We start from the raw sequence: 26,187 nt of genomic DNA on the forward strand, positions 1-26,187 counted from the left end.
AAGCAGTTATGGCAGGAAGAAGCATCGCCAACCTAGGAGGAGGGGACCACATGAATGCATTGACGCTGGTGTTCGCGGCTCTGTGCCTTTTCGCCATTGCCTATCGCTTTTATGGCCTTTTTCTCACCAAGACGGTTTTGGGCGTGAATGAGACGAGGCTCACCCCGGCCATCAAGCAGGCCGACGGGGTGGATTACGTGGAAACCAACAAATTCGTGCTCTTCGGCCACCACTTCGCGGCCATCGCAGCCGCCGGCCCGCTGCTCGGGCCCGTGCTCGCGGCCCAGTTCGGCTATGCGCCGGGCGCGCTGTGGATCCTCATCGGCTGCGTGGTCGCCGGCGCCGTGCACGACACGGTGGTGCTCTTCGCCTCCGTGCGCCACAAGGGCCAGAGCCTGGCCTACATCGCCACCCAGGAGGTGGACAAACTCACCGGCGGCGTGGCCTCCGTGGCGGTGCTCTTCATCCTGGTGCTGACCCTGGCGGGGCTCTCCATCGCCGTGGTCAACGCCATGTTCCACAGCCCCTGGGGCACCTTCACCGTGTTCGCCACCATCCCCATCGCGCTGCTCATGGGCGTGTACCTGCACGTCTGGCGCCACGGCGACGTGGCCGGAGCCTCCCTCATGGGCCTGGTGCTCCTGGTGCTGGCCATCCTGGCCGGGCCTTACGTGGTGGCGAGCCCCACGCTCTCCAGCTGGTTCACCATGAGCAAGAACAGCATCGCCGTGAGCATCCCCATCTACGGGTTCGTTGCCTCGGTGCTGCCGGTCTGGCTGCTGCTGTGCCCGCGCGACTACCTCTCCACCTATTTGAAGATCGGCACCATCGCCATGCTGGCCATCGGCATCTTCTGGGTGCGCCCCGACCTGCAGATGGAGGCCTTCACCAAGTTCACCGGCGGCGGCGGCCCGATCATCCCCGGCGCGGTGTTCCCCTTCCTGTTCATCACCATCGCCTGCGGGGCCATCTCCGGCTTCCACGCCATCATCGGCTCGGGCACCACGCCCAAGATGCTCGACAACGAGCGCAACATCCTGTTCGTGGGCTACGGCGCCATGCTCACCGAGGGCTTCGTGGCCATCATGGCCCTCATCGCGGCCTGCGTGATGATTCCGGGCGACTACTTCGCCATCAACACCACCCAGGCGGCCTTCGCCAAGCTGGGCATGACCACCACCCACCTGCCCGAACTCTCCACCGCGGTGGGCGAGACCCTGGCCGGGCGGCCCGGCGGCGCGGTGTCCCTGGCGGTGGGCATGGCCTACATCTTCTCCTCCATCCCCTTCATGAAGGGGCTCATGGGCTACTGGTACCATTTCGCCATCATGTTCGAGGCCGTGTTCATCCTGACGGCAGTCGACACCGGCACCCGCGTGGGCCGCTTCTTCCTGCAGGAGATGATCGGCACCTTCGTGCCCAAGTTCCAGGAGAAGCGCTGGGTGCCCGGCATCGTCATCACCAGCGCGCTGTTCACCTTCTCCTGGGGGTATCTGGTCTACACCGGCGACATCTCCACCATCTGGCCGTTGTTCGGCATGTCCAACCAGCTGCTGGCGGCGGTGGGCCTGATCATCGGCTCGGTGATGATCATCCGCATGGGCAAGGCGAAATACGTGTGGATGACCGTGGTGCCGGGCTTCGCCCTGGTCTGCATGACCATGTGGGCGGGCTACCTGAACGTGACCGCCAACTTCCTGCCCAAGAACCTCTACCTGCTGGCGACCCTGGCCATCATCGTCATGGTGCTCATGGCCTTCGTGATCGTGGGCGCGGTGCGGCGCTGCATGCACCTGATGAAGATCCACAAGACCGTTCCGGACCCCTACGGCGAGCCGGTGTTGGAAGTGGTGCCCGAGTAGCGGGCGTCGCGACGAAATGAAGAAGGCCGCCGGACGAGAGTCCGGCGGCCTTTTTGGTTTGTTGGCCTATGCAGTTGGAGACCGCCATGGGGCGGCGCGAGTGTGCGCTTGCGGTTTACAAGTCGGCGTGTTATCGCGTTTGCCGAATGAAATATTATGCATTGGATGTATTTTATCCGCTGACTGACGCGTGGGTGGGCAGTGTGAAAACTCGCGACCCCGAGCAGGAACGGGCGCTTTGGAAACCCGGCGGGTCTCACTCATGATTTGGAACGGGGAGGGCGTGCATGAGGGCGAAAGCAGGAGATACCTCTTGTTCAGAAATCTAGCATTCGCCTTAACGCTGATGGCAAGTTTGTCCTGCGTGCAAGCAAACGCAGCGGAAACTGTCCAGAATGCAACCACGGCTCGCTTTGAGAAGAACGAGCCTTTCTCAGTCCATACAGCGATGCGTGTGATCTACGGGCAGACGGACGAAAACGATGCCTCCTTCTTCAAACCGGAGTTCAAGCCCAGAGGACCATACGAAATCCCGGAAGAGCTCATCGGGACGATGCTTGTGGCATCACCTGTCGCATACAAAGAGTTGGAGGAGTCCGGCACAAAAAAAGTGTACATGGTCACCAGCGCAATACCCGCAGAGGGTAAGTTCTTCTGCCGCATCTGCTACCCGGTGTTGGGATTGTTCGTGTTTGAACACCGCGATGGGCGATGGGGATTGACAGTGTATGACAAGGATCTTGTCATACTTGGAGGATACGGATCTTCGCCGGAGGTTGCGTTCGTGCAGATTGGCCCTTCGCGTTGGGCCGTTGCATTCACAAAGTCTGATGCGCACCTTGGGCACAATTACTTTTGGGTCGTGCTCTACGCCGTTGAAGGCGGAGCCATCTCCGAGGTGTTCGAGGGGTTGACTTTCGACGAATACGACGGCGACGAAACGGACTGCACGTTTGGCCCAAGCTACAGGTATGATGTTGATTTGTTCACGGTACACTCCTCAGGGGACTATTACGGCATCAAATCCGCGACGAAGGGAACCATCCCGCAGGGGGCCAACGCCTGCTTGCCAAGTGTAGCTGTCTCGAAGGAGGAGTACTTCCAGTACGACACGAAGTTGAGGAAGTATGTTCCAGCCCAGATGACCGAGGAGATCGGGCCGGTCGTCCCGCTTGGGGAGCACAAGCGGGAGAAGGGCGGCGGGTGATGACACGCCTTGAATGCCAGCCAAAAGGCCGCCGGACTCACGTCCGGCGGCTTTTGCGTTTTTATTGGACGGCGCTTGGCGGCTACTCCACGAGCCGTTCGAGGTCCTTCATGAGCAGCATCAACTTATTAGGCGCGAAGGGGCAGGGTTCGAAATCGTAACGCTTGTAGAATTCGGTGGCCGAGGCGTCCTTGGCGTGTACCAGCACGGCCCGGATTCCTGCGATTTTCGCCGCTGCCGCCGTGCGCAGCAGGGCGTCCTTCAGCAGGCCGGAGCCGATGCCCGCGCGCTGCTCCCCGAGGTGGACGGCCAGACGGGCCAGGATCATGACCGGGATGGGATGCCGGGCGAGCCCCTTGCCCACGCGCGCCGGGGCGTCCTGGTGCTCCACTGCGCCGACGGCCAGGGAGTAGTAGCCTACCACCACGCCGTCGCGGTGCGCGGCGTAGGTCTGGGCGCTGTTGGCCTTCTGGTTCATGAGCGCGAAGGATTGGAGAAAGCGGTTCAGCTCGGGCTTTCCGCAATCGAAGGCGCGGCAGTCAAGGCCGGGGTGGAGCTTCTCGATCCTCAAGCCGGACCGGCCCGTCATTCGAAGACGCTCTTTTCCTGAAGCAGCTTCTCCAACCGGGGTTTGGGCTTGGCGGGCTCGTCTAGGGCCTGCACGAAGCCGGTCCACTGCTCATCGGTAAGGATGAAGCGGCCCTGCTCGGCCAGCACGGCGTCGGCTTCCTTCAGGGCCGCGTCCAACACGAACTCGGATACGGTCTTGCTCCGGGCCGTGGCCGCGTCCTGCAGGGTGCGCTTGGCGAGCGGCGAGGTGCGTATGTCGATGCGTTCGTTCTTGGCGGCGGCTGGCATGAGGAGTCTCCTTGGATGGAGTACCTATAATGTACGGATGTTGTCCTGACAAGAGGTACTCGCCGAAAAAGGCCGCCGGACTCACGTCCGGCGGCCTTCCTCATTCTCGGTCCAGTTCCAGTCTACAGCAGCCCGAACTTCGCCTTCGCCTCACGCCGTCTGGCGTGCAGGATGGGCTCGGTGTAGCCGTTGGGCTGCACGCGTCCCTTGAACACCAGGTCCAGCGCCGCCTGGAAGGCCACGCTGGCGTCGAAGTCCTTGCTCATGGGGCGGTAGGCGGGGTCGCCCTCGTTCTGTCTATCCACCACGGCGGCCATGCGCTTCATGGTCTCCAGCGCCTGATCCTGCGTGCACACGCCCTGCAGCAGCCAGTTGGCGAAGTACTGGCTGGAGATGCGCAAGGTGGCGCGGTCTTCCATCAGGCCCACGTCGTGGATGTCGGGCACCTTGGAGCAGCCCACGCCCTGGTCCACCCAGCGCACCACGTAGCCGAGGATGCCCTGGGCGCTGTTGTCCAGCTCCTGCTGCACCTGCTCTGGCGTCAGGCCCGGGGCGGGCATGAGCGGGATGGTCAGGATGTCGTCCAGGGTGGCGCGGCGCTTGCCCGCAAGCTCGCGCTGGCGCGCCTGCACGTCCGCCATGTGGTAGTGCATGGCGTGCAGGGTGGCGGCGGTGGGGGAGGGCACCCAGGCGGTGTTTGCACCGCTCTTGGGGTGGGCGATCTTGGTCTCGACCATTTCGGCCATCATGTCGGGCTTGGCCCACATGCCCTTGCCGATCTGGGCCTTTCCGGCCAGGCCGCAGGCCAGGCCCACGTCCACGTTCCAGTCCTCGTAGGCGGTGATCCAGCGGGCGGCGCGCATGTCCGCGCGGCCCATCACGGGCCCGGCTTCCATGCTGGTGTGGATCTCGTCGCCGGTGCGGTCCAGGAAGCCGGTGTTGATGAAGATCAGGCGGTTCTTGGCCTGGCGGATGCACTCCTTGAGGTTGGCGGTGGTGCGCCGCTCCTCGTCCATGATGCCCATCTTCATGGTGTAGCGGGCCAGGCCCAGGGCGTCCTCCACGGCGGCGAAGAGGTCGTTGGTGAAGGCCACCTCGTCCGGGCCGTGCATCTTGGGCTTGACGATGTAGACGGAGCCCGCGCGGCTGTTGCGGTTGCCGCCCGTGGCCTTGAGGTCGGAGAGTGCCAGCAGGCCGGTGACCATGGCGTCCAGGATGCCCTCGGGGATCTCCTCGCCGCCTTCGGTGAGCACGGCGTTGGTGGTCATCAGGTGGCCCACGTTGCGCACCAGCAGCAGGCTGCGCCCGGGCAGGCTGAAGGTCTTGCCGTCGGGGCCGAACCAGGCCCGGTCGGGGTTGAGGCGGCGTTCAACGGTCTTGCCGCCCTTCTGGAAGGTCTCCACCAGGTCGCCCCGGAACAGGCCCAGCATGGTGCCGTAGGCCCGGGCCTTGTCCGGGCCGTCCACGGTGGCCACGGAGTCCTCGCAGTCGAGGATGGTGGTCAGGGCGGCTTCGAGCACCACGTCCTTCACGCCGGCCTGGCTGGCCTTGCCGATGGGGTGGGCGCGGTCGATCTGTATCTCGCAGTGCAGGCCCCGGTTGGCCAGCAGCACGGCCGAGGGCTCGGGCGCGCCCACGTAGCCGGTGAACTGGGCGGGGTCCTTCAGGCCGGTCTTGGCCCCGGAGGCCAGCGTGACGGCCAGGGCGCCGTTCTCCACGGCGTAGGCCGCCACCTCGGCGTGCGTGCCCTGGGCCAGGGGGAAGGCCTTGTCCAGGAAGGTGGCGGCGTAGGCCACCACGTGCGCGCCGCGCGTGGGGTTGTAGGCGGCACCCTTGGCAGTTGCGCCGCTGTCCGGGATGACGTCGGTGCCGTAGAGGGCGTCGTAGAGGCTGCCCCAGCGGGCGTTGGCCGCGTTGAGCGCGTAGCGGGGGATGGTCACGGGCACCACCAGCTGCGGCCCGGCCACGGTGGCGATCTCGGGGTCCACGTTGGCGGTCTCGATGGCGAAGTCAGGGCCTTCGGGCACCAGGTAGCCGATCTCCTCCAGGAAGGCGCGGTAGGCGGCCGCGTCGTGGGGCTGGCCCTTGCGCTCGCGGTGCCAGGCGTCGATCCTGGCCTGCATGGCGTCGCGGATGGCCAGCAGCTCACGGTTGCGGGGGGTGAAGCGGGCCAGCACCCCGGCCAGCGCCTCCCAGAAGCGCGCGGGATCGAACCCTGCTCCGGTTGCGGCTTCCTGCACGACGTCGTGGAGAGGCTTGGAGATGTTCAGCGAGGATACAGTCACACGTGGGTCCATCGTTGGGTGCTCCTGTAGAAGTTAAGGCGAGTTGTCCGACCGTAACAAAAAACCCTGCGATTGTCGCCGGGTCAGCCAAGTGATTTGTTTCACCCCCCTTGCGTCCGGGGCCTCATGCCCGTATGCCACGGGCAACGCATTTCTCCTCCCAGGAGCCTCCCGTGCCTGCCATGAACTTCAATTTCCTTTGCCCAGGCCCGGCCACTCCCGCCGGCCGCAGCGTGGGCATCATCGGCGCGGGGCCTTCGGGGCTCGCCGCCGCCGGACACCTCTCCTGCCTGGGCTACCAGGTGGAGGTCTACGACAAGTTGCCCAAGCCCGGCGGGCTGATGCTCTTCGGCATCCCCGGCCACCGCATCCCCCGCCAGCGCATCGCGGACGCCACCCGGCGCATGGAGCGCGAGCACGGGGTGGTGTTCCATCCGCAGACCAAGATCTGCTGCTCCGCCCCCATGTTCGAGGAGGAGGGCGACCACTTCTGCCGCGAGGTGCTGGGCCTCAAGGACCTGGTCATGCGCCACGACGCCAGCATCATCTGCACGGGCTCCTGGAAGTCCCGGCGCATGGGCATCGAGGGCGAGGGCCTGCCCGGGGTTTATTCGGGGCTTGAGTTCCTGTTCCCCATCCGGGCGGCGCGCTACGCCTCCTCCAAGGTCAAGACGCCCGAGGTCAAGGGCAAGGACGTGATCGTGGTGGGCGCGGGCCACTCCGCCGTGGACGCGGCCCACGGGGCCGTGAGCCTGGGCGCGGCCAGCGTGACCATGCTCTACCGGCGCACCGCGCGCGAGGCACCCTGCGGCACCTACGAGATCGAGCGCCTCAAGGAGATGGGCGTGACCTGGCGCGAGCTGGCCACCCCGCTCAAGGTGCTGGGCTCGCAGTCGGCGGAGGGCCTGGAGGCGCGCATCGGCGGCGAGGTGGAGACGCTCCCCGCCCAGGCCGTGATCGCCGCCATCGGCGAGATCGCCACCCCGCCCTTCGCCAAGGAGCTGGGGCTGGAGGAGGTCCGCAAGGGCGAGGTGCACTGGCTGCACATGACCGCCATCGAGAACCTGTTCGTGGCGGGCGACGCCCTCACCGGCCCCAGCAAGATCGGCAAGGCCATCTACTCCGGGCTCAAGGCCGCGCGCTCCCTGGCCAACTGGCTGGATCTCAAGGCCCAGAACCGCCTGGCCGAGTACGCCTACGACGACCTGGTGGCCAAGGACGAACGTTTCAGGAAATGACCGTCATGAAGACTTTACATATCGATTACTCAAAGTGCATCGGCTGCGAGACCTGCGAGTTCGTCTGCCGCTTCGTGCACTCCACGCCGCGCATCATGATGACGCGCACCACCGACGGCCTGATGATGCCCCTGTACTGCCGCCACTGCGAGGACCCCAACTGCGCCCGCGTGTGCAAGCAGGGGGCCATCACGCGCGACCCCCACGGGGCCATGGTGCTCGAGCCGCTCAAGTGCCGCGGCTGCGCCAGCCGCGCCTGCATGCTGGCCTGCCCCTTCGCGGCCATGCTGGAGACGGACAAGGGCGTGATGCTCACCAAATGCGACCTCTGCGCCGAGCGGCGCGGGCGCGGCATGGGCCCCGCCTGCGTGGACATGTGCCCCTGCGGGGCCATCTCCCACGTTGAGGTTTCGGAGCTGGCCGCGCTGGACACTCCCGAGGCCCGGGCGGCCGAGGCCCTGGTGCTGGCGCACATCCGCCCGGGCGGGAGCCCCTCGGGGAGCAAGGCGGGCTGACACCTCCGCCAGACGACGGTTGACCTGCCCGGCGTTTGTGCGGCACACAACACATTCGCCATGATTCCGCGCATCCTGACCATCAACCCCGGCTCCACAAGCACCCGTGCCACGCTCTTCGAGGGCGGGGCCTGCCTGCGCGACGTGGAGATCGCCCACCCCCAGGCGGAGCTGGCGGGCTTCCCGTGCGTCATGGACCAACTGGGCTACCGTCTGGAGGCCCTGGCCGGGCACCTGGGCGACGTGGGCCGCCTGGACGCCGTGGCCGGGCGGGGCGGGTTCCTGCGGCCCATCCCCGGCGGTGTCTACGCCGTATCCCAGGCCATGCTGGACGAGCTGGCCCAGGCCCCGCACGGCGAGCACGCCAGCAACCTGGGCGCCTTCCTGGCCGTGGACTTCGCCCGGCGCGCGGGCTGCCCGGCCTTCGTGGTGGACCCGGTGGCCACTGACGAACTCGACGACGTCTCCCGCCTGACCGGCCTGCCGGAAATTTCCCGCCGCACCATCTTCCACGCCCTGGGCCAGCGCGGGGCCGCGCGCGAGGCCGCCGCCCGCCTGGGCCTGCGGTATGAGGATGGCCGCTTCGTGGTGGCCCACCTGGGCGGGGGCATCTCCGTGGGCGCGCACCGCCTGGGGCGCGTGGCGGATGTGACCAACGCCATGGACGGGGAGGGCCCCTTCAGCCCGGAGCGCTCGGGCGCGCTGCCCCTGCTGCCCGTGCTGGATCTGCTGGACAGCGGCGTGCACTCCATCTGCTCCCTGCGCCGGGCCGTGACCACCCAGGCCGGGCTCACGGCCCACCTGGGCGTGAGCGACCTGCGCAAGGTGGAGGCCATGATCGAGGCCGGCGACGCCAAGGCCGCGAGGGTGTTCGAGGCCTTGGCCTACAACATCGCCAAGCACGCTGCCTCCATGCTCCCGGCCCTGCGCGGCCCGGCCGACGCCATCGTGCTCACCGGGGGCATGGCCCGCAGCAAGCGGCTCATGGAGGCCCTCGAGGGTCTGCTCGGCGGCCTGGCCCGGGTGGAGGTGGTCACCGGCGTGGAGGAGATGTCCTCCATGTGCCGGGGCGCGCTGCTGGCCCTCAAGGGCGAGCTGCCCGTGCAGGCCTATCCGCCGGGAGCGGAGGACGCCGGGTTGTGAGGGCGCTCGCGGTCTGCTGCCTGGCGTTGTTCTGCCTCGTTTCATCCCTTCCTCCAGCTTTCGGCGCTTCGCAGGCTCAAATCCAGGCTCAAGCGCAGACTCCGGCACAGACTCCGGCGCAGGCCCCGGCGAAGCCCTCCACCAAAGCACCCGCCCGAGACAAGCCCGCATTCAATCCCGTGCCGATCCCGCTGGAGGCTTCGCCCACGGAGCCAGCCGGTTCCGGGGAGGCCCCGGTGCCCCGCGCGGCCAAGCCCGAAGCCCGCGATCAGTCGCCCGTCCCTCCGGCCGCAGCCCCCGGGGCCACGGCGCAGAAGATGGCCGGACCGCCCTACGAGCGCCCCCTGGCCCTCCAGGCATCGCGCATCCTGCCCAAAAAGCTGCTCACTGGCCCCCACCACAGGGTGGAGGAGGCCGTGGAGAACGACGGCTACATGAACACCTACACCGTGCGCTCCCGCTACGGGGACTACCGCGTGGCCTCCACGGCGCTGCTGGCCGTGCGGGTGGACGAGTTCGCGGCCATGGCCGCCATGGACAAGGTGCAGGGGGCCTCCGAGTTCGGGCGCGGCGTGTGGGACGGCGGGGTCAGCCTGGTGGAGGGCGTGAAGAACCTGGTGCTGCACCCCGTAGACAGCGTGGAGAACGCGGCCTCGGGCGTGGGCACGCTCTTCAACCGCGCCGGGGACAGCATGTCCGCCGACGCGTCCAGCAAATACGAGGACTCCACCGGGGCCAAGCTCACGGGCTTTGCCTCCACCCGGCGCGAATACGCCAAGGAGTTCGGCGTGGACCCCTATTCCACCAACGAGCGCATGCAGGGGAAGCTCGATTCCGTGACCAAGGCCGGCTACGCGGGGGGGCTGACCTCCATGGGCCTCAAGGCGCTCATCCCCGGGGGCATCGGCATCGCGGTCTCCTCGGTGAGCGGCGTGCACTGGCTGGGCACGGTTGACCTGACCCAGCCCCCGCTGGAGCTGCGCGTGCGCAACCGCCGCAAGCTGGCCGAGATGGGCGTGGAGGAGTCCGCCATCGGAGCCTTCATGGACAACGCCGAGTTCACGCCCACGCAGCAGAGCCTGCTGGTCAAGGCCCTGGGGGACCTGGGCCGCAAGAACGGGCTCACGGCCTACGTGCGGCTGGCCGCGCGCACCCACAACCAGGACCAGGCCCTCTTCCGCCAGCGCATGGCCCAGATGTACGCGGGCTACCACCGCGCCGTGGCCCATGTGGACGGCTTCCTCCCCCTGGGGGACCTGGTGGCGGCCAGGAACGCCAAGGGCGCGCTGGTGCTGTGCTACCCGCTGGACCACCTCTGCTGGACGGAGAACGTGGCCCGGATGGCGGCCCGGGCGGCCAAGGCATCGCGGGAGCGGGGCGGCTGCCCGGTGGAGCTGTGGGTCACCGGGACGGTGAGCGCCGCGGTGCGGGAGAACCTGGAGAAGTCCGGCTGGACCGTAAAGGAGAAGACCGGGAAGACGCTTCTGGGGGAGGCGATGTAGGGCCGGGGCATCTTCATCGCGAGCCAAGGGGGCCGTCTCTCCACGACGTTGTTGCGCCATTGTGAAGAGGCGGGTACTTTTGGCCAACCCCGTCCCGGTCTCCAGCGCCAGCAACCGTCAACCTGGCAGACCTTCCCGGGCCGGGCCATCGCCCGTCGTGCCAGGGCGAATCCTCAGGATCACAACCCAGGGGGATCGCATGGTGACGTTGTATCCTCATTCCAGCGGCCGACTGTCTTCAGGCGCCTCCCTGCGTGGCGAAATCAGACCATCTTTCAGGCTGCCGACGGGTTGGTTGCGTTGCACATTGGTGCTTTGGGTTTGCCTCTGGTGCGTGGCGACCTGCGAAGCGGCAGCCGATGACGAGTTGTTGCTGCTGACCAGCGGCGCCAGGGCCGCGAGCGGCCCTTCCTCCGTGGTGAGGACCATAGGTCCAGGGGGCGGCGCCGTGCAGGCGGGCAAGGTTGGCGTCACCATCCCCCCGGGGGCGCTCGCCTCCCCGGTCCCCGTCACGCTGAAGCGGACCGCACCGGGGGCGGACTTCGGCAACCAGTCCGCCGCATGGTCCTACACGCTGGTGATGCCGCAACTCCAGGTCGGCCAGGACATCCCAGTGGTCTTCTCAGGCTTCGGTGGACCTGACCGGCGGGCGGCTGTCGCCCTGGCCGACTCGTCCACCACCTCCGGCCAGACGGTCGCGGTGCCCGCTCGGCTGGTTTGGGGCGATGTGGTCGCTGGCGCGCTGCGCTTCCATTTGCCCGCCGATGAACTCGCCGGGGGCGGTCAGGCCGCGGCTGCCATGGCCGCCGATACGGCCACGGCCTCGGGCGAGAAACGCAGTTTCAGCTGGTGGTCCGTCACCAACGTCGCACAGAAGACCAGCCAGCATTTCACGCTGGAATACCCCACCGCCATCATCGGGGTCAGCCCCGACGCGCCGGAGCGCATCCTGGCCGCCGCCGAGGATGCCTACCAGAAACTTGCCGACCTGCATTTCGACCTGCCAGGGTCGCTCAACTGGCCCATGTCCATCACTGTGAAATACGGCATGGGGGAACGTGAAGGGGAGACCGGAATCCCCCTGTCGGGCAAGAAAAACAGCTACCTGAACCTCAGCGCGGACATCTGCGGCAGCGCGTCGTCCGAAAAGATGCGCACCACCGTGGGGCATGAAATATTCCACGCCATCCAGAGCGCCTACGACCCGCGCGGTTCCCTGACCATCCGCCACTCTTGGAGCACGCCGTATTTCCTGATGCTCTCCGAGGCCAGCTCCACGTGGTTCGAACGCAAGGTGATGGGGGGCGGGGCGTATGTCTCCCCGCAGTTCCTCACCAACATGGATATGAAAAGCACGGGCCTGGAGATGTGGCAGGACAAGCCCGAGGCTCAGAACCTGGGCTACTGGGCTTCGGGGTTCCTGCGCTTCCTGACGGACAAATACCAGGACGCCTTCATCCTGACCCTGTGGCAGAAGGTGCGGGGCCAGAAAAATTCATCCTTGGGCTATTCGGACCTGCGGGCGCTGATGGACGCCGTGGGCTCAGGCATCGACACCTCCTTCGCCTGGAATGACTTTGTGGGCAAGGTCGTCAGCGGCACCACGGGGTACTCAGGCTGGACGCTCCCCGCCAGCAACGCCGTCTGGTACAACGTCAACCCGTTCGCCGGCGTGTTTTCCGAGGACATCGCGCCGTTTTCGGCCCTGAAGTGGACAGCCATCTTCAATACGTCGCGCACCAGCATGAAATATATGTTCAATGTGACCGCGGAGTCACCTGACATCTCCTATACGCTTTACAAAGCCAATGATGCGAACGGACCCTTCACGTTTGTGACCTCGCTCAAGCCGTTCACGCCGCAGACTGTCACGGTTGGGGTGGGCGATATTTATGTCATGGCTGTTGCGAACAGCGATGCCGCAAGTCCGTATAAGACGCGTTCAACTGCTCAGGTGATCGTGGGTAATTCCGAGGTGTGCCGTTTTTGCCCGGACGTTTCCCGTGATGCGGTGTTGGATGTCATGCCAGGTGGATACAAGGTCTGGTGGGATAGTACCCGCGAGTATCAACAGGCTGTGGAGTATTACTGGGATTATGCGTTGGGAAATGTTTATTTCTGTGCGTGCTATTGGCCTGGGTCCAATTATCTTAAAAGCAGGGTGACTTTTTTTGAAAATGGAGCCAATGCTGCTGTCGATCAATATGATGAATCCGGGCAGCGACATGGACGAAGGACGATTTATTACGAGACCGGGGGCGTTTGGTACATTGAACAGTATGTGCATGGCAGAATCCAGGCCAGATCCTTTTATACTCCGAGCGGTGAGCTTTACTGGCGTTGCACGTATGATGCACAAGGGGCGGAGACGTGCGGCGCTCCCTGAATGTTCGTGACGCTCGTTGGGTTTCCCGCTGTGTCCTGATGGCCTCAGCCGTTCAGAAGCAATAATAAGGGCCGTCGTCCTGCGATAGGTTCTATTGTTTACATTGCGTTAAGCAGCGCGTTCACTCGCGCTGCCGTTGCGATCGTTGTTCTGGCTGGTGCCAGAGGCGGCTTAGTGGTTGCTCATGCCCGCCAAGATGGTTATTTTTGAACCAGTCCAATTCAGCTCCCACTGCCCGGTCCCTTCCCCCGGGCTCTAGGAGCAAGGAAAGGGCCATCGCCCGTCGTGCCAGGGCGAATCCTCAGGATCACAACCCAGGAGGATCGCATGGTGACGTGGTTTCCTACCCTCGACGGCAGTCCGCCGTCCGTGTCCATCCGTCAAGGCGGAATCCTCCGCAGCTTTCCATTGTTACGCCTCCTGCTGGGGCACGCTTTTGCGCTGCTGGCCATGATCGGCTTTTCCGCCCCAGGCGCGGCGGCCGCGGACGACGACCTCCTGCTGCTGACCAGCGGGGCGCGCGCCGCCGGCGGCCCCTCCGTGGTCACCAAGACCATCGGCCCGTCCGGCGGGGTCCTGCGGGCGGGCAGGGTGGTCGTGACCATCCCGCCGGGGGCTCTGGCCTCCCCGGCGCAGGTTACGCTCAGGCGAACCGCGCCGGGCGCGGACTTCGGAAAGCAGTCCGGGGTGTGGTCCTACTCGCTGGAGATCCCTCTGCCGCAGGCCGGGCAGGACATCGACGTGGCCCTCTTCGGCCTGGGCGCGCCCGACCGGCAGGCCGCCGTGGCCCTGGGCGACTCCAGCACCATCTCCGGGCAGACCGACGCCGCTCCCGCCAGGGTGGTCCGGGGCAATGTGGTGTCCGGGGTGCTGCGCTTCAAGCTGCCGGCGCACGACCTCTCCCAGGGCCTGCTGGCGGGGGGCAACGGCGACGGGCACACCGCCGCCTGGTGGACCCTGGCCGGGTATGCAAGCAAGAGCAGCCAGCACTTCACGGTAGAATACCCCGCAGCCGTGCTCGCGGTGAGCGCCGACGCCCCGGACCGCGTCCTGGCCGCCGCCGAGGACGCCTACCAGAAGCTTTCCGACCTGAATTTCGACCTGGTTGGCTCGCTCGCCTGGCCCATGCCCATCTCCGTCGGCTACGCCACGCATGACGAACCCTGCCCGGCGGGCCTGCCCCTCTCCGGCAAGGGCAAGGGCTATCTGGTGCTGAACGCGGACCTCTGCGCCGCCGCCTCCTCAGACGCCATGCGCGCCGCCGTGGGACACGGGCTGTTCCACGCCGTGCAGGCCGCCTACGACCCACGCTCCACCCTGGCCGTGCGCCACTCGGCCGCCGATCCGCACTTCGCCATGCTCGGGGAGGCCAGCTCCACCTGGTTCGAGCGCAGGATACTCGGCGGAGGGTACGTCTCCCCGAACTTCCTCGCCAACGTGGGCCTGAAGGGCACGGGCCTGGAGGCCTGGCAGGGCACGCCCCAGGCCCAGGCCCAGGCCCGCAATCTGGGCTACTGGGCCTCGGGCTTCGTGCGCCACCTCGTCGACCAGCTCCAGGGCCAGGTCGTCCTCGGGCTGTGGCAGAAGGTGCACAACCAAGCCAGCCCCTCGCCGGGCTACTCCGACCTGCGCGCGCTCATCGATGCCGCCGGGGCGGGCGGCGTCGCGGCGTTGGCCTGGGCTGACTACATGGGCAAGCTCTTCAGCGGCAACACGGGCTATGCCGGCTGGCCGGTGCCCGCCAGCGACGCGGTCTGGCACAGCTCCGACCCGCCGCCGGGCCGCCTGACCGGCAGCCTCGCCCCGTTCTCGGCCCTGAAGTGGACGGCGTTCATCGACTCCGTGCCCTCCGGCGTGCAGTACATGCTGAGCCCCATCTCCGAGACGCCGGACATGACCTATGTGCTCTACAAGGGCACGAACGCCAACGGGCCGTTCAGCTATGTGGCCACGCTCAAGATGTTCAACCCGCACATGCTCGCGGCCGCGCCCGGCGACGTGTACGTGATCGCCGCCGTCAACGGGGACTCCAAGAGCCCCTACACGACGGTCTCCGGGGCGGACCTCATGCTGGGCGACGCGGCCAAGTGCCGCTTCTGCCCGGAGGTGCCGGACGACGCGCCCATGCTGATCTCGGAGGACGGGCTCTCCCGCTGGTGGGTGGACGAGTCGCACCTGATCACGCTGGCCCAGGAGCACTATCAGGACCCGCAGTGGACGAAATTGTGGTCGTTCTACTGTAGCTGGCCGAACGTGGCGGCATTCAAGACCGGCGTGAGATTCCGCCTGGACGGCACCACGGTCTACGATATCCAGCACTACGACCAGCAGGGCAGTCTGCACGGGGTCTGCAAGGAGTTCTATGAGGCCGGGAGCATTCACTTTATCCAAACATACTCCCACGGACTGATCCTGACCAGGACGGAGTACGGCCCGGACGGGGCGGTCATCCAGTATTGCACCTTCGACGGGCAGGGAGTGGCGACGTGCACGCCGTAGGCGGGGAGTGAGGGCCAAGAAAAAAGCCCCCGTCGCGAGACGGGGGCCTTTTCATTTCAATAGTGCGGGCTCAGCTTAAGCAGCGCGGTTGCCGTCGGCGTCTTCGCGGCGGCGGCTGCCGTTCTGCCTGGAGGGGCGGTTGGCCTCGGAGTCATCGCGGCGGGCAAAGCCCTGTCCGGCCTCCTGGCCCATGCTGCTGCCGTAGAAGGAGGGCTTGCGCTCTCCGCCCTGGTGGCGGTTGGCGCCCTGGTAGCCCTCGGCGCGGCGGGTGCCGCCCTCGCCGGACTCCTGGCGGCGGTTGTTGGCGTAGGGACCCTGGCCGCCCTGGCCGCCCTGGGCGCGGCGGCGCTCGCCAGAATACCCCTGGCGCTCCTGGCCCTGGCGCTTCTGGCCGGCGTGGTGGCCGGGGAGATGCCCGGCGGCAGGCTGGGTGGCGGGCTGGCTCACGCCGTCGCCGGAGGCGGGCTGGCGCCTGGTGTCGGCGGAGTAGCCCTCGTAGGCGGGGCGGCGCTGGCCCTGTCCGCCCTCGGAGCGGCGGTTGTTGCCGCCGTAACCGCCGCGTCCGCCGCCCGGACGCATGATGGGCCGGTCGAAGTCGCTGTGGCGGTCAGGGGCGGGCACGGCGTAGTCGAAGCCGTCCATCTTCTTGCGCTCGATGGTCTTGCCCAGCAGACGCTCGATGGCCCGGACCATGGAGTTGTCCTCGTGGGTCACCAGGGAATAGGCCTGACCTTCACGCTCGGCGCGGCCGGTGCGGCCCACGCGGTGGGTGTAGGTCTCGGGGGTGTCGGGCAGGTCGAAGTTGACCACGTGGGCCACGCGGGAGACGTCGATGCCGCGCGCGGCGATGTCGGTGGCCACCAGCACGCGGTAGCGGCCGGTGCGGAAGCCGTCCATGGCCTTCTGGCGCTGCGTCTGGGAGAGGTTGCCCTGCAGGCAGGCCGACGTGTGGCTGGAGCGCTCCAGCTGCTCGGCCAGGCGCTTGGCGCGGTGCTTGGTGCGGGTGAACACCAGCACGGAGCCTTCGGGCTTCTGCTCCAGCAGGTTGAGCAGCAGCTTGGTCTTCAGGTGCTGGGGCACGGGGAAGAGGCACTGCTCGACGGTGGAGGCCGGAGCCGTGCGGCCGATGCGCACCAGGGCCGGGTTCTTGAGCGTCTCGTTGGCCAGCCCACGGATGGAGTCGGGCATGGTGGCGGAGAACAGCAGGGTCTGGCGGTCCTTGGGCAGGGTGGAGAGGATGCGCCGGATATCCGGGAGGAAGCCCATGTCGAACATGTGGTCGGCTTCGTCCAGCACCAGCGTCTCAACGCCGGAAAGATTCGCGTTGCCCTGGTTCAGGTGGTCCAGCAGGCGGCCCGGGCAGGCCACCAGGATGTCGGCGCCCTGGCGCAGGCGGCTGGCCTGGGGTCCGAGGCCCACGCCGCCGTACACGGTGACGGTGCGGATGCGCGCGCCCTTGGTGTAGTCGCGGGCGCTCTCGCTGATCTGCTCGGCCAGCTCGCGGGTGGGGGCGATGATCAGGGCACGGACGGTGCCGCGCAGCGGCTTGGGGTCCTTCATGAACCTGTCGATAATGGGCAGCAGGAAGGCCGCGGTCTTGCCGGTGCCGGTCTGGGCCAGGCCCATGACGTCGCGCCCTTCGAGCACGTGGGGCATGGCTTCGGCCTGTATGGGGGTCGGGGCTTCATAGCCCAGGGATTTGATGTTGGCGGAAATGGTGGGATGAAAACCGAAAGAATCGAATTGCAAAAGGAGAACCTCGTGTTCTGGTTGTGAGGCGATGAGCGAGCGTGACTTGGCGTGCTGCCGACCCGTCAGGGAAGCGTCATCGGGGATAATGTCGTTGGTTTCGGCAGGAACAGTCTGGCGGGATGGGCGGGGCTGCAGCTAGCCCCCGCCACGCAGGCAGGCATGCCGTGGCGCGGTGTGCGCCGGGAACACCAATAAGCCTTTTAACGGCGGTGTCAACAACGGTCTTGACCGGCCAGCGCCAATTCTGCAAGAACCTGGAGGTTTGCTGCACATGTGAAAACTTAAAAAATAAGGAGAGGTCCATGCCTGTCACAGTGGTCGACCACCCTCTGGTGAAGCACAAGCTGGGCATTCTGCGCCAGGACGGCGTGAGCACCAACCAATTCCGCGACCTCGCCGGAGAGGTTGCCAGGCTGCTCACCTACGAAGCCACCAAGGACCTCAAGACCGAGCCCAAGACCATCAAGGGCTGGGCCGGGCCCGTGGAAGTTGAGCAGATCAAGGGCAAGAAAATAACCGTTGTTCCCATCCTGCGCGCGGGCCTGGGCATGATGGACGGCGTGCTGGACATGATCCCCGGGGCCAAGGTCAGCGTGGTGGGCATGTACCGCAACGAGGAGACCCTCTCCCCCGTGCGCTACTACGTGAAGCTCGCCAAGGAGATCCATAAGCGCACCGCCCTCATCCTGGACCCCATGCTGGCCACGGGCGGCACGCTCATCGCCACCATCGACCTCCTCAAGGAGGCGGGCTGCAAGAAGATCAAGGGCCTGTTCCTGGTGGCCGCCCCCGAGGGACTGGCGCGCCTGGAGGCCGCCCACCCGGACGTGCACGTCTACGTGGCGGCCATCGACGAGCGCCTCAACGAAGTGGGCTACATCCTGCCCGGCCTGGGCGACGCTGGCGATAAAATCTTCGGCACCAAATAGGGGGGAGTCATGGCTTTGGTTAACAACGGCGATTACCAGCTGCGCCTGCGGGACGTGCCCGTGGGAGCCCAGATGTTGTTCGTGGCCTTTGGCGCCCTCGTGCTGGTGCCGCTGCTCACCGGGCTGGACCCCAACGTGGCCCTGTTCACCGCGGGCCTGGGCACGCTCATCTACCAGGTGCTGACCAAGTTCCAGATTCCCATCTTCCTGGGCTCCTCCTTCGCGTTCATCGCCCCGGTGATGCTCTCGGTGCAGCGCCACGGCACGGCCGCCACCCTGGGCGGCCTGGCCTCGGTGGGCATCATGTACGTGCTCTTCGCGCTGCTCATCAAAGCCAAGGGCACGAGCTTCCTGCTGCGCATCCTGCCGCACGTGGTCACCGGCCCGGTGATCATGGTCATCGGCCTGATCCTGGCCCCGGTGGGCGTGTACATGGCCATGGGCAAGACGGGCGACGGGGCCAAGGTGCTCTACCCCGAGAACCAGGCCATGATCATCTCCATGATCTCTCTGGCCGTCACGGTGCTCATCGCCATCAAGGGCCGGGGCATGCTCAAGCTGATCCCCATCGTCTGCGGCATCGTGGCGGGCTACGCCACAAGCCTCGTCATGGGCATCGTGGACTTCGCCCCCGTGGCCGCCGCGCCCTGGTTCAAGATGCCCAACTTCGTGGCCCCGGCGTTCAGCTTCGACGCCATCATGATCATCCTGCCCGTGGCCATCGCGCCCATCATCGAGCACATCGGCTCCATCCTGGCCATCGGCTCCGTCACGGGCAAGAATTACATCGACAAGCCCGGCGTGCACCGCTCCCTCATGGGCGACGGCGTGGCCACCACCCTGGCGGGCTTCCTGGGCGGCCCCCCGCTGACCACCTACGCCGAGGTCACGGGCGCGGTGTCGCTGATCAAGATCTACAACCCCGCCCTGATGACCTGGGCCGCGCTCACCGGCATCGCCCTGGCCTTCGTGGGCAAGCTGGGAGCCCTGCTGCAGACCATCCCCGCGCCGGTCATGGGCGGCATCATGCTGCTGCTCTTCGGCGCGATCATGGTGGTGGGCCTGAACTCCCTGGTGCAGGACGGGCAGGACCTCATGAAGCCCCGCAACATGGTCATCGTGGCGCTCATCGTGGTGCTCGGCATGGGCAAGATGAGCTTCAGCTTCTGGGGCATCCACCTGGAGGGCATCGGCCTGGCCGGCGTGGCGGGCGTGGTGCTGAACCTGCTGTTGCCGCAGGACAGGGCCGAAGGATAGCGCCTGTTGCAATTCCCGCGCAGGCCGCGTTGCGTGGAAAAAGCCGGACCCTCACGTATGCGCAATACGCTTCGGACCCGGCTTTCCCGCGCGCCTTGCCCGCGCGGTTTTTGAACAGACGCTGGAATGGCGCCCCACAACGTGACCGCAACCCACGGAGAAGCCATGATTGACCCGCGCGAGGCGGCCTGCAGGCTGTACATCAACAAGGTGCTCTACCTGCGCGCCCTGGAGGCCCGAAAAACCCGCCAGGACGACATCAAGGAGCTGCTCGGGGCCACCCGGCCGGACCTCTCGCCCGAGGCGGCGGCCTGCGTGGCCGAGACGGTGCCCGCGCTCTTGCCCGAGCTGCACCGCAAGTGGATCGGCATGTTCGTGGAGACGCTCTTCGCCACGGCCGGCTTGGAGCAGATCGTGGTGCTCTGCGACGGCTCGGAGGAGAATAACGCCGCCCTGGCCCTGGCCTACGTGATGTTCCTGGAGTCCGAGCGCATGGAGAAGCAGATGGCCGCCGACCTGGAGCACGTGGAGAGCCTGGGCGGGGCGGGCGTGGCCGAGGTGGCCGCAACCCTCTGCGCCCGGCTGGACGGCCTGGAGGCCGAGGTGCTCAAGGAGCGCGAGGAGAAGGCCAGGCTCTACGCCGCGAACAAGGGCCGCACCGTGCATTAGGGCGGAGGTTCGATTCTCCGGGTCCGTGCCCGGCCGCTGCGGCCCGCGCGGACCCGGGCCTGATCAAGCTGCCGGGGAGGACGCCCATCTGGCGCAAGCGCCAGCGCAAGATCATACCCGCGCCCGCTCGGGCCTCAGCTGCCGGGCACGAACCCCAGCCGGCCATCGCGTCGCGGGCCGTCCCCCCTTGACCGCGGCCGGGAGCTGCCTTAAGAATGACCAACCGGATTGAGCCCGGGACCGCAAGGTTCCGGGCCAGTCATTTTTTTATTCCGAAGTCCTCTGGACGATTCGAGGTGCCGAACATGCAGAACATCCCCATTTCCGTCGAAGGCTACAGGCGTCTGGAAAAGGAACTGGACAACCTGAAGAAGGAGCGTCCCGCCGTCATCGAGGCCATCAAAGAGGCCCGCGAGGAAGGCGACCTGAAGGAGAACGCCGGCTACGACGCCGCGCGCGAGCGCCAGGGCATGCTTGAAGCCCGCATCCGCTACCTGGAGGGCCGCCTGGGCACCTGCCGCGTCATCGACCTGGCCACCCTGGACGGCGAGAAGGCCATCTTCGGGGCCACCGTGGAGATCGAAGACGTCAACACCGGCGAGAGCAAAACTTACACGCTGCTGGGCCCGGACGAGTCAGAACCCTCCAAGGGCAGCATCTCCATCCTTTCCCCCGTGGCCCAGGCCATGATCGGCAAGGAGGAGGGCGACGAGTTCATCGTGGACGCCCCGCGCGGCAAGATCCAGTACGAGATCGTCTCCATCCGCTTCCTCGGCCCCCAGGCCCAGTCCTGATCGGCGGGCGATAAACAGCGAGACCCCGGCCCCGGCCGGGGTCTTTTTGTTTGCGGCCCCCGGGACCCAAGGGGCGGGGCGGGTCCGTCACCCCCTTGCCACAAAGCCCGGCATCCTATAGGTGGTGCGGGTTTGCCCGCGAAGCCGGGCGGTGTCTCTGGCAAGGCACGCAATCACAACTGGAGGCTGAAATGAAACGCATCTGGATTCTGGCTCTGGCGCTTCTTCTGATCGGTTTCACCGGAATGGCGCAGGCGGCCGACGGCTCCTGGGACGCCGTGAAAAAGGCCGGCAAGCTTGTCATCGGCCTGGACGACTCCTTCCCCCCCATGGGCTTCAAGCAGGACGACGGCAAGCTGGTGGGCTTCGACATCGACGCCGCCGAAGAGCTGGGCAAGCGCCTGGGCATCAAGATCGAGTGGCAGCCCACCGCCTGGGACGGCGTGATCCTCTCGCTCGACTCCAAGAAGTTCGACTGCATCTGGAACGGCATGACCATCACCCCCGAGCGCGCCGAGAAGGTGCTGTTCACCAAGCCCTACATCATGGACGGCCAGATCGCCGTGGTGAAGGCCGACAGCAAGGTGAAGGGCTTCGCCGAGCTGGGCGGCAAGGTCATCGGCGTGCAGAAGGGCTCCTCCGCGGTCGAGGCCGTGAAGAAGCTGCCCAAGGCCCCCACCGAGGTGAAGGAATACGACGCCAACCCCAAGGCCTTCCTTGATCTGGACGCCGGCCGCCTGGCCGCCGTGGTGATCGACAACGTTTCCGGCCGCTATTTCGTCTCCACCAACCCCGGCAAGTACAAGGTCGTGCCCGGCTTCATCACCAAGGAGCCCTTCGGCATCGCCTTCCGCAAGGCCGACAAGGACCTGGAGGCCCAGGTGCAGAAGACCCTCGACCAGATGGTCGCCGACGGCACCATGGCCAAGATCAGCAAGAAGTGGTTCGGCGAGGACATCGCCAACCCCAAGAAGTGGTAACGCTTCGGCTCCGTTGACGAATGCGGGGGCCCGGCGCGCCGGGCCCCCTTTGACGCGCAACCGGCCAGCCCTCTCATCAGGGCGGCACAAAAGCATCCCCACAGGCACCGCGCAGTGAGAAATCCCGTCCGACGTTCTGCTCCCCCGACGCGCCTGGCCATCATCCTGGCCCTGCTCTGCGCGCTGTGCGCGGGCCTTCTCCACGCCCCCCTTCAGGCTTTCGCGGCCGACGTGGAAGAGCTCATGCGCCAGGGGCGCGACGCCATGGCCGAGGGCCGCCTGGAGGACGCCGAGGCCGCCTACCTGGCCGTACCCGCCCCGGGCGAAGGCACCCAGGAGGACGAGGGCGAGTACGCCTCCGCGCGCATGCAGGTGGCCCGGCTGCGCCTGGCCCGGGAGGACTTCGACGGCGCGGTGCAGGCCGCCCGCGACGTGCTGGCCCACTTCTCCGGCCACGCCGAGGCCAAGAACCTCATCGCCTCCATCGAGCGGGACCGCATGCCCGGCTGGGAGCGCTTCCTCAAGGATTGCCAGCGCTTCCTGCCCTCGCTGCTCTCCGGCGCGGGCATGACGCTGCTGCTGGTGTTCTGCACCATCATCATTTCGCCCATCGGCGGGCTGATCATCGCCCTGGGCCGCCTGAGCTCCTTCAGGGTGCTGCGCATGCCCTGCTGGTTCATCATCTGGCTCTTCCGGGGCACGCCGCTCTTATTGCAGCTCTTTTTCATCTATTACGGCCTGCCGTCGCTGGGGATCACGCTGAGGCCCCTCACGGCGGCGCTCATCGGCCTGGGCGTGAACTACTCGGCCTACCTGGCCGAGATCATCCGCGCAGGCATCGAGTCGATCCCCGCCGGACAGATGGAGGCGGCCAAGGCCCTGGGCATGACCTACGGCCAGGCCATGCGCCGGGTCATCATCCCCCAGACCTACAAGCGCCTGATCCCGCCCGTGGCCAACGAGTTCACGGCGCTGATCAAGGACACGGCCCTGGTCTCCACCATCGCCATGGTGGAGCTGATGCGCGCGGCGGACCAGATGTTCAACACCTATTTCAACGTCACGGCCATCATCCTGGCGGGCGTGATCTACCTCTTCTTCACCACGGTGTTCACGTTCATTTTCGAGCGCATCGAGGAGCGGGTGGGAATCTATGAGAAACGCTGACGCGGCCCCGCTGATCGAGTGCCGCAGCATCCGCAAGCACTTCGGCGAGCACGCCGCCCTGGACGACGTGAGCATCACCGTGGACCGGGGCGACAAGGTGGTCATCATCGGGCCTTCGGGCTCGGGCAAGTCCACGCTGCTGCGCTCCATGAACTTCCTGGAGACCATCGACTCCGGCGAGATCCTCTTCGAGGGCAAGCCCGCGGGCTACCGCACCGTGAACGGCAAGCTGGTGCTGGACAACCAGAAGAACCTCTGCGCCCTGCGGACCCAGATCGGCATGGTCTTCCAACAGTTCAACCTTTTCGCGCACATGACGGTGCTGGGCAACGTGATGGAAGGGCCCGTGACCGTGCTCGGGCAGCAGAAGGCCGAGGCGCGCGACCTGGCCCTGGCGATGCTCGAGAAGGTGGGCATGGCCGACAAGGCCGAACGCTTCCCGGCCACGCTCTCGGGCGGGCAGAAGCAGCGCGTGGCCATCGCGCGGGCACTGGCCATGCGGCCCAAGCTGATGCTCTTCGACGAACCCACCTCCGCGCTGGACCCGGAGCTGGTGGGCGAGGTGTTCGAGGCCATCAAGAAGCTGGCCCTCGAAGGCATGACCATGATCATCGTCACGCACAACATGGGCTTCGCCCGCGAAGTGGCGGACAGCGTGGCCTTCATGGAGGACGGACGCATCCTGCTGAAAGACCCTCCAGCGGAGTTCTTCGGCAAGGACTGCGAGCTGCCGCGCATCAAGAGCTTCATCGACCGCATCATGTAGCGCCGGATTTCGCCCTCCCGAGGGCTTGGTCTTCCAAAATGTTGAAAGCCGACGGGCATGGCCCGTCGGCTTTTTGCGTTCTGAATAATCGCGCTGTGGACGCGAAGCGGAAGGGGAGTCGAGAGCTGAAGGCTCGTTTGCAGGGAGACGCTGGAGCCAGCCGAGCGAACCAACTCACAACCTGCTCCGCCAGTGCTGCGGTGTCAGGTGACAATCGTCGCTATGCGCCGTCCATTCAGGAATATGTGGGAGTCTTCTGGCGGATGGAATCGGTTTGGCAGAAGAACCGCCTTCGGTGAGCACGATCAGCGTATCCCTGAGCTTGAAGACAAGAAAAGGAATTAATCGCAACAAATGGAGCTGGCCACGGCCTGCTCCATCTTGTTATTTAATCAGTGAAATCAGATGAGAAACAGTGTCCCGCGTGGCGTCGGCAATGAAGTACGAGATGGCACAGCATGCGGCATCGTGCGATAAATCCAAAAAATATATAATATATTTATTGTTTAGCATGTCAAATTACCGCATAAAATTGAAGTAAATTGTCCAAAGGACCCAGAAGAAAATCAGTTTCTTGAGTGTGAGGATGACAAGTTTTCGCCATCTGCTTGTTGGGTTGATTGGTGGTTCCATGTTTGCCTCCCTTGGCTAAGGTATTGAAAATATCATATAAAGTCAATAAGATTTGGCATTGTAAATATGCAGTGCGGGATGTGATGCCAATGCTGGGAATACCGAGCAAGAGTTGAATGATTTCCGATGGAACAGACCCGAAGCTAAAACGATTCGGGATAGCGGGGGAGCAGCGGAGAGTACTTCCCCAGGGTAGGCGGGCAGGGGGAGGTGGAGCCTCCGGCGGCCAAGGGGCCTAAGCCCCTTGGAACCCCACGCGGCTTCACGTTAGTGCGGGATGACCGGCGCGCGGCGGGTGCCGGCGACCTAAAGCCATACTACGCCCCCGCCTGCTCCTGCGCCTCGTCCTCGCCGTCCTTCCCGGCCCTGAAGCAGTGCCTGGCCCAGCGGGCGGCCTCCAGGTAGTCCCTGGCCGCCCCGAAGCGATTGACCTTCTGGCCTTCCAGGATGGCGGTGACGTCGCAGAACTGGTTCTGGTCCACGCATTCGAGCAGGTCCAGCCAGGGGGCGAGCATGTTGCGCTCGCCCGTGAGGGCGGCCTTGATGCGCGGGTCCATGGGCATGGTGCCCACCAGCTCTTCCATGGGCTGATCGAGCATGGCGTCCAGCAGGGAGAACAGGCCCAGCAGGAACATGGAGCGCGGCGGCAGCGGGGAGGAGGCGGCCCTCGCCGCGATCTTCTCCAGGAAGGCCCCGCGCTGCAGCGAGAGGTAGCCCAGCTCCTCGCCCTTGGGGGTGGAGTCGAGGCTTGAGACCAGGGCCATCATGGCCCAGTGCTTGAACGAGGTGTCGCCCAGGATGGCCACGGCGTGCTCGATGGAGCTCACGGTGCGGCCCAGGCCCATGCCCGGCGAGTTGACGTAGCGCAGCAGGCGGTAGCTCAGGAAGGCGTCCTTGGCGATGGGCGCGGCCAGTTCGGCGAAGGTGGAGTCCTCCTTGAGCAGGGCGGAGATCAGCTCCATGCGCGTGAGGCTGTTCACCGAGAGTTTGCGGCCCTTCACGATCTCGGGGCGGCCGAAGAAGGTCCCCGAGAAATAGTCGAACGCCAGGGCCTTGGACCCTGCGAAGGCCTCCCAGGTGCCGATGCCGGAAACCATGAGCTTGAGCGGGAATTTCTTGAGGAACTTGCGCTCCTTGGCCAACTGCATGGGGCTGAGGAGCTTGAGGTCCAGGATGACCATGCTGGCATAGCGCAGCAGATGCTCGTGCTGGCCGCATCCGCCCTCGAAGCGCAGGGCGATGGAGTAGCCGTAGTCCTGCAGGAACTCCAGGACCTCGCTAAGGTTGGAGCGCGTGCAGTGCTCGGGGCTGACCACCAGGTCGCACAGGTCCATGGGCAGCAGATGCACCTCGGGGGCGTCCAGCATGGGGTCGGGCACGTTGATGAGCAGGCGGTTGCACTCCTCGAGCAGGCTCTGCAGCTCGGAGGCGCCGTCGGTCACCAGCCAGGAGAAGGCCTGCACGTCGGAGTGGGCCGGGGTCCCGGGATGCAGACAGGAGCGCGCCACGACCTCGTGCGCGGAGATGGTCTTGTCTCTGTCGAAGACGGGGTGGCGGGAGAGAAAGCACGCTGCCGACTCGGACTGGTCTTGCTGGAGCATACGACAACCGGGCCTCACTAAACCGTTGATACGACGTATCGTTTTGAAAACACAGAAAAAATGGAGCAGAAACCTCTTTAAGCTGTTTTGGCCCTCCTTGCAAGGGCGGCTGCGTGTCGCTTCGAACCCTTAACAGTCCGGCGG

The 26,187-nt window shown here is 65.9% G+C and carries 21 protein-coding genes; 15 read left to right on the forward strand and 6 right to left on the reverse strand.

All coding sequences use genetic code 11. The annotated features are described in order from the left end of the window. The first annotated feature begins 50 nt into the window (after positions 1-50). Both MLE18_RS05430 and MLE18_RS05435 read left to right on the forward strand, forming a co-directional pair. Positions 51-1,862 (forward strand): carbon starvation CstA family protein, encoded by a 1,812-nt coding sequence (locus MLE18_RS05430; RefSeq protein ID WP_243368051.1) that lies wholly within the window; start codon positions 51-53, stop codon positions 1,860-1,862. Between the two features lie 313 nt (positions 1,863-2,175). Next, entirely contained in the window at positions 2,176-3,069 is an 894-nt protein-coding gene (locus MLE18_RS05435) for a hypothetical protein (RefSeq protein ID WP_243368053.1), read from the forward strand. An 82-nt stretch (positions 3,070-3,151) separates the two neighbouring features. Here MLE18_RS05435 and MLE18_RS05440 read toward each other — a convergent pair whose 3' ends face one another. The 3 genes from MLE18_RS05440 to MLE18_RS05450 form a co-directional block, all read right to left on the reverse strand. Beyond that, positions 3,152-3,658 carry a GNAT family N-acetyltransferase gene (locus MLE18_RS05440; RefSeq protein WP_243368055.1) on the reverse strand — a complete coding sequence of 169 codons (507 nt, stop codon included), beginning with the start codon at positions 3,656-3,658 and terminating at the stop codon, positions 3,152-3,154. Further along, positions 3,655-3,927, reverse strand: coding sequence for a type II toxin-antitoxin system TacA family antitoxin (locus tag MLE18_RS05445; protein ID WP_243368057.1), 273 nt, complete (start codon positions 3,925-3,927; stop codon positions 3,655-3,657). Before MLE18_RS05445 ends, MLE18_RS05440 begins: the two co-directional genes overlap by 4 nt. Positions 3,928-4,049: 122 nt before the next feature. Continuing rightward, the gene (locus MLE18_RS05450) at positions 4,050-6,224 is read right to left on the reverse strand and encodes a malate synthase G (protein WP_243368059.1); all 2,175 of its coding nucleotides are present in this window, start codon (positions 6,222-6,224) and stop codon (positions 4,050-4,052) included. Positions 6,225-6,385: 161 nt separating this feature from the next. Here MLE18_RS05450 and MLE18_RS05455 point away from each other — a divergent pair, with 161 nt between their 5' ends. The 4 genes from MLE18_RS05455 (at position 6,386) to MLE18_RS05470 (ending at position 10,610) form a co-directional block, all read left to right on the forward strand. Beyond that, positions 6,386-7,450, forward strand: a complete 1,065-nt coding sequence (locus tag MLE18_RS05455) for an FAD-dependent oxidoreductase (RefSeq protein WP_243368061.1) — start codon at positions 6,386-6,388, stop codon at positions 7,448-7,450. Further along, positions 7,447-7,965: a 4Fe-4S dicluster domain-containing protein gene (locus MLE18_RS05460; RefSeq protein WP_243368063.1), complete on the forward strand. Its 519-nt coding sequence runs from the start codon at positions 7,447-7,449 to the stop codon at positions 7,963-7,965. Before MLE18_RS05455 ends, MLE18_RS05460 begins: the two co-directional genes overlap by 4 nt. Before the next feature lie 60 nt (positions 7,966-8,025). After that, complete coding sequence (gene buk, locus MLE18_RS05465; protein ID WP_243368065.1) at positions 8,026-9,108, forward strand: butyrate kinase; 1,083 nt, start codon at positions 8,026-8,028, stop codon at positions 9,106-9,108. A 179-nt stretch (positions 9,109-9,287) separates the two neighbouring features. Further along, entirely contained in the window at positions 9,288-10,610 is a 1,323-nt protein-coding gene (locus MLE18_RS05470; protein WP_243368067.1) for a hypothetical protein, read from the forward strand. A gap of 216 nt (positions 10,611-10,826) precedes the next feature. On the opposite strand, the gene MLE18_RS05475 is transcribed toward MLE18_RS05470, so the two are convergent. Further along, positions 10,827-11,039 (reverse strand): hypothetical protein, encoded by a 213-nt coding sequence (locus MLE18_RS05475; RefSeq protein WP_243368069.1) that lies wholly within the window; start codon positions 11,037-11,039, stop codon positions 10,827-10,829. A 19-nt stretch (positions 11,040-11,058) separates the two neighbouring features. Between MLE18_RS05475 and MLE18_RS05480 the strand changes: the two genes are divergently transcribed. Together MLE18_RS05480 and MLE18_RS05485 are read left to right on the forward strand one after the other, a co-directional pair. Continuing rightward, complete coding sequence (locus MLE18_RS05480) at positions 11,059-12,996, forward strand: toxin-antitoxin system YwqK family antitoxin (protein WP_243368071.1); 1,938 nt, start codon at positions 11,059-11,061, stop codon at positions 12,994-12,996. A 408-nt stretch (positions 12,997-13,404) separates the two neighbouring features. Beyond that, the gene (locus tag MLE18_RS05485; protein WP_243368073.1) at positions 13,405-15,495 is read left to right on the forward strand and encodes a toxin-antitoxin system YwqK family antitoxin; all 2,091 of its coding nucleotides are present in this window, start codon (positions 13,405-13,407) and stop codon (positions 15,493-15,495) included. A 75-nt stretch (positions 15,496-15,570) separates the two neighbouring features. On the opposite strand, the gene MLE18_RS05490 is transcribed toward MLE18_RS05485, so the two are convergent. Further along, positions 15,571-17,244 (reverse strand): DEAD/DEAH box helicase, encoded by a 1,674-nt coding sequence (locus MLE18_RS05490; RefSeq protein WP_243368075.1) that lies wholly within the window; start codon positions 17,242-17,244, stop codon positions 15,571-15,573. A gap of 305 nt (positions 17,245-17,549) precedes the next feature. Between MLE18_RS05490 and upp the strand changes: the two genes are divergently transcribed. The 7 genes from upp (at position 17,550) to MLE18_RS05525 (ending at position 23,809) form a co-directional block, all read left to right on the forward strand. Next, positions 17,550-18,176 (forward strand): uracil phosphoribosyltransferase, encoded by a 627-nt coding sequence (gene upp / locus MLE18_RS05495; RefSeq protein ID WP_243368077.1) that lies wholly within the window; start codon positions 17,550-17,552, stop codon positions 18,174-18,176. Between the two features lie 9 nt (positions 18,177-18,185). Beyond that, positions 18,186-19,433: a uracil-xanthine permease family protein gene (locus MLE18_RS05500; RefSeq protein WP_243368078.1), complete on the forward strand. Its 1,248-nt coding sequence runs from the start codon at positions 18,186-18,188 to the stop codon at positions 19,431-19,433. A gap of 165 nt (positions 19,434-19,598) precedes the next feature. Further along, the gene (locus MLE18_RS05505; protein ID WP_243368080.1) at positions 19,599-20,102 is read left to right on the forward strand and encodes a hypothetical protein; all 504 of its coding nucleotides are present in this window, start codon (positions 19,599-19,601) and stop codon (positions 20,100-20,102) included. Between the two features lie 305 nt (positions 20,103-20,407). Next, positions 20,408-20,896 carry a transcription elongation factor GreA gene (gene greA, locus MLE18_RS05510; protein WP_243310400.1) on the forward strand — a complete coding sequence of 163 codons (489 nt, stop codon included), beginning with the start codon at positions 20,408-20,410 and terminating at the stop codon, positions 20,894-20,896. Between the two features lie 191 nt (positions 20,897-21,087). Further along, the gene (locus MLE18_RS05515; protein ID WP_243368083.1) at positions 21,088-21,876 is read left to right on the forward strand and encodes an amino acid ABC transporter substrate-binding protein; all 789 of its coding nucleotides are present in this window, start codon (positions 21,088-21,090) and stop codon (positions 21,874-21,876) included. A gap of 114 nt (positions 21,877-21,990) precedes the next feature. Continuing rightward, on the forward strand, positions 21,991-23,043 hold the full coding sequence (locus tag MLE18_RS05520; protein ID WP_243368086.1) for an amino acid ABC transporter permease: 1,053 nt from the start codon (positions 21,991-21,993) through the stop codon (positions 23,041-23,043). Then, the gene (locus MLE18_RS05525) at positions 23,030-23,809 is read left to right on the forward strand and encodes an amino acid ABC transporter ATP-binding protein (protein WP_272881502.1); all 780 of its coding nucleotides are present in this window, start codon (positions 23,030-23,032) and stop codon (positions 23,807-23,809) included. Before MLE18_RS05520 ends, MLE18_RS05525 begins: the two co-directional genes overlap by 14 nt. A gap of 950 nt (positions 23,810-24,759) precedes the next feature. On the opposite strand, the gene MLE18_RS05530 is transcribed toward MLE18_RS05525, so the two are convergent. Further along, positions 24,760-26,043, reverse strand: a complete 1,284-nt coding sequence (locus MLE18_RS05530) for an EAL and HDOD domain-containing protein (RefSeq protein WP_243368088.1) — start codon at positions 26,041-26,043, stop codon at positions 24,760-24,762. Positions 26,044-26,187 lie beyond the last annotated feature (144 nt).

It is taken from the genome of Fundidesulfovibrio soli, assembly GCF_022808695.1.
In the GTDB taxonomy this organism is placed as follows: Bacteria; Desulfobacterota; Desulfovibrionia; order Desulfovibrionales; family Desulfovibrionaceae; genus Fundidesulfovibrio; species Fundidesulfovibrio soli.